Genomic DNA, 7278 nt, shown 5'->3' on the forward strand with positions numbered 1-7278 from the left:
GGTATGAGGACGCGCCTCCGCCTCGCGGTGCATCCACCCGGAACGCCGCGGAACCGACCGTTGACCCATCGGACAGCCCCAGGGAGCTCCCCGTGCTGCGCACCATGATGACCTCGAAGATCCACCGCGCCACGGTGACCCAGGCCGACCTGCACTACGTCGGCTCCGTGACCGTCGACCGTGACCTGATGGAGGCCGCGGACCTGCTGGAGGGCGAGCAGGTCGCGATCGTCGACATCACGAACGGGGCCCGGCTCGAGACCTATGTGATCCCCGGCGAGCGGGGCAGCGGCGTCATCGGCATCAACGGCGCCGCCGCGCACCTGGTGCATCCCGGCGACCTCGTCATCCTGATCGCCTACGGCCAGCTCGACGAGGCCGAGCTGCTGACCTACTCGCCGCGCGTGGTGTTCGTCGACGAGCACAACCGGATCGTCGAGCAGGGCTCCGACCCCGCGCACGCCCCCGAGGGATCCGGGCTGCTGTCCGGCTCGCGCTAGCGATGCTGCTCTGCGTCGACATCGGCAACACCCAGATCGCGCTGGGTGTGTACGAGGGCGAGCTCCTCGTCCGGGACTGGCGGATGCGCACCGACCCGCGGATCACGGCCGACGAGCTGGAGGTCGCGGTCGGCGCGATGCTCGGCGACTACGCCCCGCGGGTCGACGGCGTGGCCGCGCTGTCCACGGTGCCGTCGCTGCTGCGTGAGCTGCGAATGATGCTGGACCGGCGTGCGGCGCGGATGCCGACCGTCGTCGTCGGTCCGGGGGTGCGGACGGGTGTGCCGCTGCTGGTCGACAACCCCCGCGAGGTCGGCGCGGACCGGGTGGTGAACACCCTCGCCGCGCACCACCGGCACGCGACGGCGTGCATCGTCGTCGACTTCGGGACCTCCACGAACATCGACGTCGTCTCGGCCAAGGGGGAGTTCCTCGGCGGCGCGCTGGCCCCCGGCATCGAGATCTCGATGGACGCGCTCGCCCAGCGCGCCGCCGCGTTGCGCACCGTGGAGTTCGTGCCGCCCCGCTCGGTCATCGGGAAGAACACCGTGGAGTGTCTGCAGTCCGGTGTGCTCTACGGGTTCGCCGGGCAGGTCGACGGCCTGGTGCGCCGGATCATCAGTGAGCTCGGCCCCGCCGCGGGCCCGGTCACGGTGCTGGGCACCGGCGGCCTCGCGCCGCTGATGAAGGGCATCTCCGACACCATCACCGAGTACGCGCCGGACCTCACGCTCGAGGGCCTGCGGCTCACCTACGAGCGCAACGTCCGTCCGGTCGCGACCGGTGCCGCCGGGGACCCGCGGGCGGAGACCGCCCGGACGGCCCGAGGTACCGCCGTCTAGCCTTACCGGGCGTGACCGACGAGCCGCGCACCCCCGCCGACGACCTGCCCGAGCAGATGCAGGTGCGCGCGAAGAAGCGCACGGAGATGCTGGAGGCGGGCGTCGACCCGTACCCCGTCCTCGTGCCGCGCACCCACACGCTGCGCGCCGTGCGCGAGGCGCACCCCGACCTGCCGCCGGACACCGTGACCGGCGAGACCGTGACCGTCGTCGGGCGGGTCATGTTCCTCCGCAACACCGGCAAGCTCTGCTTCGCCCAGCTCACCGAGGGCGACGGCACGGAGCTGCAGGCCATGCTGAGTCTCGCCACGGTGGGCGACGACGAGCTGGCCCGCTGGAAGGCGCAGGTCGACCTGGGCGACCACGTGGCCGTCACCGGCGAGGTCATCACCTCGCGGCGCGGCGAGCTGTCCGTGATGGCGGACTCGTGGGAGATGGTGGCCAAGGCGATCCGCCCGCTGCCCAACGCGCACAGCGACCTGTCCGAGGAGACCCGCGTCCGGCAACGCTACGTCGACCTGATCATGCGCCCGCAGGCGCGCGAGATGGTCCGGACGCGCTCCACCGTGCTGCGGACGCTGCGCCGGGAGTTCGAGGCCCGCGACTACGTCGAGGTCGAGACGCCGATGCTGCAGCTGCTGCACGGCGGGGCCACGGCGCGCCCGTTCGTCACGCACGCGAACGCCATCGACACGGACCTGTATCTGCGGATCGCTCCCGAGTTGTTCCTCAAGCGGGCGGTCGTCGGCGGGATCGAGCGCGTTTTCGAGCTCAACCGGGTCTTCCGCAACGAGGGCATCGACTCGACCCATTCACCCGAGTTCGCGATGCTCGAGGCCTACCAGGCCTATGCGACGTACGACGACATGGCCGTTCTGACCCGCGAACTGATCCAGCAATGTGTACGCGCCGTGTTCGGTTCCACCGTCGTGCGTCACGCGGACGGGTCGGAACACGATCTCGGTGGCGAGTGGCGGTCCGTCACGCTACACGAATCCGTCTCGGCGGCCGTGTCCGAATCCGTGACGCCCGACACGTCGGCCGAGGAACTGCGCAAGATCGCTGCGACCCACGACGTGGTGTTGCAGGATTCGTGGGGCGCGGGCGAAATCGTCCTGGAGCTGTTCGAGAAGCTCGTCGAGCACACGCTGCAGGAGCCGACCTTCGTCCGCGACTACCCGGTCGAGGTCCGCCCGCTGACCCGGCAGCACCGCGACGACCCGCGCCTCGCCGAGTCCTGGGACCTCATCGTGTTCGGGCACGAGCTGGCCACGGCCTACTCCGAGCTGGTGGACCCCGTCGAACAGCGCACGCGGCTGCACGCCCAGTCCCTGCTGGCGGCCAAGGGCGACCCCGAGGCCATGCAGCTCGACGAGGACTTCCTGAGGGCCATGGAGTACGGAATGCCGCCGACCGGGGGCATGGGAATGGGCGTCGACCGCCTGCTCATGACGCTGACCGGCGTCGGAATCCGCGAGACGATCCTCTTCCCGCTCGTCCGCCGGGAGCTATAACGCGTTCCAGATTCTCAGCGGGTATCACCCCCTGCTCGACACGCCTTAGGTAATCGCGTTATATTTCCTCGACGGCGCGGCCGTTCATTCAGAGGACTATTCGAACCAGGAGGCTGCGGCGGTGGCGCAGATCCGCGAGATCAAGCTGATCGACGACCTCGACGGCGACAAGGCCGACGAGACCGTCGAGTTCGGGATCGACGGGAAGAGCTACGAGATCGACCTGTCGACGACGAACGCGAGCAAGTTGCGGGACGCCCTGGCGTCCTACGTGGGTGCGGCCCGGCGGGCGTCCGGGCGGCGCCGCGGCGGTGGTGGTGGGTCGCCGTCCGGCGGTGCGAACCGGCGGCCGTCGATCGACCGCGAGCAGAACCAGGCCATCCGCGACTGGGCCCGCAAGCGCGGGATGAAGGTCTCCGACCGCGGCCGCATCCCGGCCGAGGTCCTGGAGGCCTACCACCAGGAGAACTGAGAACCCTCGGCCCCGACGGCCGTGGCCCCTTCGAACGAGGGGGCGATCCGCCGATTCCCCTCGGGGCGGAGCACCGCACGAGGGCCGGCCGGGCACGTCCCGGCCGGCCCTTCTGCTGTGCGGAAGCAAGGGTTGCCTCACCTCGGTCCGGGCGTAGCGTGGGTCGAAAGACCTGATCTCCCGGAGGTGCACCCCGTGGCACGCCGCATGACCACCCTCGAGGTCGCGCGCACCGAGCGGATCGGCCCGCACATGGTGCGCGTCGTGGCCGCCGGGCCCGAGCTCGCGTCGTTCCCCGACACCCCGTTCACCGACCGCTACGTGAAGATCCTGTTTCCGGTCCCGGGCGTCCAGTACGCCGAGCCGCTCGACATGGAGGCCGTCCGCCGGGACCACCCGCGCGAGGAGTGGCCGCGGCTGCGGACCTACACCGTGCGGGCGTTCGACCCCGCCGCGGGCGAGCTGACCATCGACTTCGTGCACCACGGCGACAGCGGCCTCGCGGGCCCGTGGGCGGCCTCGGCGCGCCCCGGGGACCGGCTGCGACTACTCGGCCCGGGCGGGGCCTACGCGCCCGACCCGGAGGCCGACTGGCACCTGTTCGTCGGCGACGAGGCCGCGCTGCCCGCGATCGGCGCGGCGCTGGAGCGGATCCCCGCCGGCGCGCCGGTGCACGTGATCGTCCAGGTCGACGACGAGGCCGACCGCCAGAACCTGTCGTGCGCCGGTGACCTGCGGCTGCAGTGGCTGCACCGGGCCGGCGCGCCCGACGGAGGGGCGGGCGCGCTCGTCGGGGCGGTCCGGGCGCTGGAGTTCCCGGCCGGCCGGGTGCACGCGTTCGTGCACGGGGAGGCGGCCGAGGTGCGCGAGGTGCGCCGGCACCTGCTGCGCGAGCGCGGGGTCGACCGGGACGCGCTGTCCGTCTCCGGCTACTGGCGGCGCGGCCGGGACGAGGAGGGCTTCCGGGTCTACAAGCAGGAGCAGGCCCGGCTGGAGGAGGCCGAGCAGGCCGGCTCGCCCGCCTCGGTCTGACGATCTTCGCAGGTCGGCGGCGGCCTGGCCGTTCGCCGAGGGCTGAACGCCCGCCGACCGGGAATGGACGCCGAGGTCACGCCGTTGTGTCGGTGCGGGTGCGTACCGTGCGCGTCACGCGGGGCCGCGGCGGAGGCGCCGACCGGTCGGCGACCGATACAGTGGTATGGGGCGTCCGCGGCGCAGTGTCACAGGGATGCTGGACGCGTCGCACGTGTGGGCGCAGCAGGCAAGGAGTGCGAATGTTCGAGAGGTTCACCGACCGAGCAAGGCGTGTTGTCGTCCTGGCGCAGGAAGAGGCCAGGATGCTCAACCACAACTACATCGGCACCGAGCACATCCTCCTTGGCCTGATCCACGAGGGCGAGGGTGTGGCCGCGAAGGCGCTCGAGTCGCTCGGGATCGCCCTGGAGGGCGTCCGGCAGCAGGTCGAGGAGATCATCGGCCAGGGCCAGCAGGCGCCGTCGGGACACATCCCGTTCACGCCTCGGGCGAAGAAGGTGCTGGAGCTGTCGCTGCGCGAGGCGCTGCAGCTCGGCCACAACTACATCGGCACCGAGCACATCCTGCTCGGCCTGATCCGCGAGGGCGAGGGCGTCGCGGCGCAGGTCCTGGTCAAGCTGGGAGCCGACCTCAACCGCGTCCGCCAGCAGGTCCTCCAGCTGCTGTCCGGCTACCAGGGCAAGGAGCCCGCCGAGGCCTCCACCGGCCGCGGCGAGGGCACCCCCTCGTCCTCCCTCGTGCTCGACCAGTTCGGTCGCAACCTCACCCAGCAGGCCCGGGAGGGCAAGCTGGACCCGGTCATCGGCCGGGAGAAGGAGATCGAGCGGGTCATGCAGGTCCTCTCCCGGAGGACCAAGAACAACCCGGTCCTCATCGGCGAGCCCGGCGTCGGCAAGACGGCCGTCGTCGAGGGCCTGGCCCAGGGCATCGTCAAGGGCGAGGTCCCGGAGACGCTCAAGGACAAGCAGCTCTACACGCTCGACCTGGGCTCCCTGGTCGCCGGCTCCCGCTACCGCGGTGACTTCGAGGAGCGCCTCAAGAAGGTGCTCAAGGAGATCCGCACCCGCGGCGACATCATCCTGTTCATCGACGAGATCCACACCCTGGTGGGTGCGGGTGCCGCCGAGGGCGCGATCGACGCCGCGAGCATCCTCAAGCCGATGCTGGCCCGCGGCGAGCTGCAGACCATCGGCGCCACCACGCTCGACGAGTACCGCAAGTACGTCGAGAAGGACCCCGCGCTGGAGCGCCGCTTCCAGCCGATCCAGGTGGGCGAGCCGAGCGTCACGCACACCATCGAGATCCTCAAGGGCCTCCGCGACCGCTACGAGGCGCACCACCGGGTCACCATCACCGACCCGGCCCTGGTCGCCGCGGCCACGCTGGCCGACCGGTACATCTCCGACCGCTACCTGCCGGACAAGGCGATCGACCTGATCGACGAGGCCGGCGCCCGGATGCGCATCCGCCGGATGACCGCGCCGCCGGACCTGCGGGAGTTCGACGAGAAGATCGCGAACGTCCGCCGGGACAAGGAGTCCGCGATCGACGCGCAGGACTTCGAGCGCGCCGCGCACCTGCGGGACTCCGAGAAGCAGCTGCTCGGGCAGAAGTCGGAGCGCGAGAAGCAGTGGAAGTCCGGTGACCTGGACGTCGTCGCCGAGGTCGACGACGAGCAGATCGCCGAGGTCCTCGCCAACTGGACCGGCATCCCCGTCTTCAAGCTGACGGAGGAGGAGACCACTCGCCTCCTGAAGATGGAGGACGAGCTCCACAAGCGGATCATCGGCCAGGAGGAGGCGGTCAAGTCCGTCGCCCAGGCCATCCGCCGCACCCGCGCCGGCCTGAAGGACCCGAAGCGCCCGTCCGGCTCGTTCATCTTCGCCGGCCCGTCCGGTGTCGGTAAGACCGAGCTGTCCAAGGCGCTGGCGAACTTCCTCTTCGGCGAGGACGACGCGCTCATCCAGATCGACATGGGCGAGTTCCACGACCGCTACACCGCCTCGCGGCTCTTCGGTGCCCCTCCCGGGTACGTGGGCTACGAGGAGGGCGGCCAGCTCACCGAGAAGGTGCGCCGCAAGCCGTTCTCGGTCGTGCTGTTCGACGAGATCGAGAAGGCCCACCAGGAGATCTACAACACGCTCCTGCAGGTCCTGGAGGACGGCCGCCTGACGGACGGCCAGGGCCGCACGGTGGACTTCAAGAACACGGTGCTGATCTTCACCTCGAACCTGGGCACCCAGGACATCTCGAAGGCCGTCGGGCTCGGCTTCGCGCAGAGCAACGACGAGCAGTCGAACTACGAGCGCATGAAGACCAAGGTCAACGACGAGCTGAAGAAGCACTTCCGCCCGGAGTTCCTGAACCGCATCGACGACATCATCGTCTTCCACCAGCTCACCCAGCCGCAGATCATCTCCATGGTCGACCTGATGATCACGCGGGTGGAGAAGGCCCTGGCCAACAAGGACATGGCCATCGAGCTCACGGACGCCGCCAAGGGCCTGCTGGCCCGCCGCGGGTTCGACCCGGTGCTGGGCGCCCGGCCGCTGCGCCGGACCATCCAGCGGGAGATCGAGGACCAGCTGTCCGAGAAGATCCTGTTCGGCGAGGTCGAGCCGGGGCAGATCGTGATCGTCGACGTCGAGGGCATCGACGAGAGCGTGCCCGAGGGCAACCCGGCGCACGACGACAAGGCGACGTTCACCTTCCGCGGTGAGCCCCGCCCGGCCGCGGGCGTCCCGGACGCCCCGCCGGTCGACATCGCCGCCGGCGGTGGCGAGGAGTAAGCCAGGCAGTACCGCGGCGGCCCGCCTTCCTGTGGGGAGGCGGGCCGCTGCCGTTCTCACCGGGCCCTCCCCGCGACTCGCGGGAGCCCACAGCGCGACTCGCGGGAGCCCACAGCGCGACTCGCG

6 protein-coding genes are annotated in these 7278 nt (G+C 70.7%); all 6 read left to right on the forward strand.

Translation table 11 applies throughout. The annotated features are described in order from the left end of the window. Positions 1 to 92 precede the first annotated feature (92 nt). The gene (gene panD, locus LWC33_RS14580; protein WP_232867809.1) at positions 93 to 500 is read left to right on the forward strand and encodes an aspartate 1-decarboxylase; all 408 of its coding nucleotides are present in this window, start codon (positions 93 to 95) and stop codon (positions 498 to 500) included. Positions 501 to 502: 2 nt separating this feature from the next. Further along, a complete protein-coding gene (locus tag LWC33_RS14585; RefSeq protein WP_233304907.1) occupies positions 503 to 1342 on the forward strand; it encodes a type III pantothenate kinase in 840 nt (279 codons plus the stop codon). A gap of 56 nt (positions 1343 to 1398) precedes the next feature. Then, complete coding sequence (lysS, locus tag LWC33_RS14590) at positions 1399 to 2856, forward strand: lysine--tRNA ligase (RefSeq protein WP_233304916.1); 1458 nt, start codon at positions 1399 to 1401, stop codon at positions 2854 to 2856. Positions 2857 to 2977: 121 nt separating this feature from the next. Beyond that, positions 2978 to 3328: a histone-like nucleoid-structuring protein Lsr2 gene (locus tag LWC33_RS14595; protein ID WP_233304908.1), complete on the forward strand. Its 351-nt coding sequence runs from the start codon at positions 2978 to 2980 to the stop codon at positions 3326 to 3328. A 207-nt stretch (positions 3329 to 3535) separates the two neighbouring features. After that, complete coding sequence (locus LWC33_RS14600) at positions 3536 to 4360, forward strand: siderophore-interacting protein (protein WP_233304917.1); 825 nt, start codon at positions 3536 to 3538, stop codon at positions 4358 to 4360. A gap of 242 nt (positions 4361 to 4602) precedes the next feature. Then, positions 4603 to 7152, forward strand: a complete 2550-nt coding sequence (locus LWC33_RS14605) for an ATP-dependent Clp protease ATP-binding subunit (protein ID WP_233304909.1) — start codon at positions 4603 to 4605, stop codon at positions 7150 to 7152. The last annotated feature ends 126 nt before the right edge of the window (positions 7153 to 7278 follow it).

Origin of the sequence: Pseudonocardia terrae (assembly GCF_021343995.1) — a bacterium.
GTDB lineage: Bacteria > Actinomycetota > Actinomycetes > Mycobacteriales > Pseudonocardiaceae > Pseudonocardia > Pseudonocardia terrae.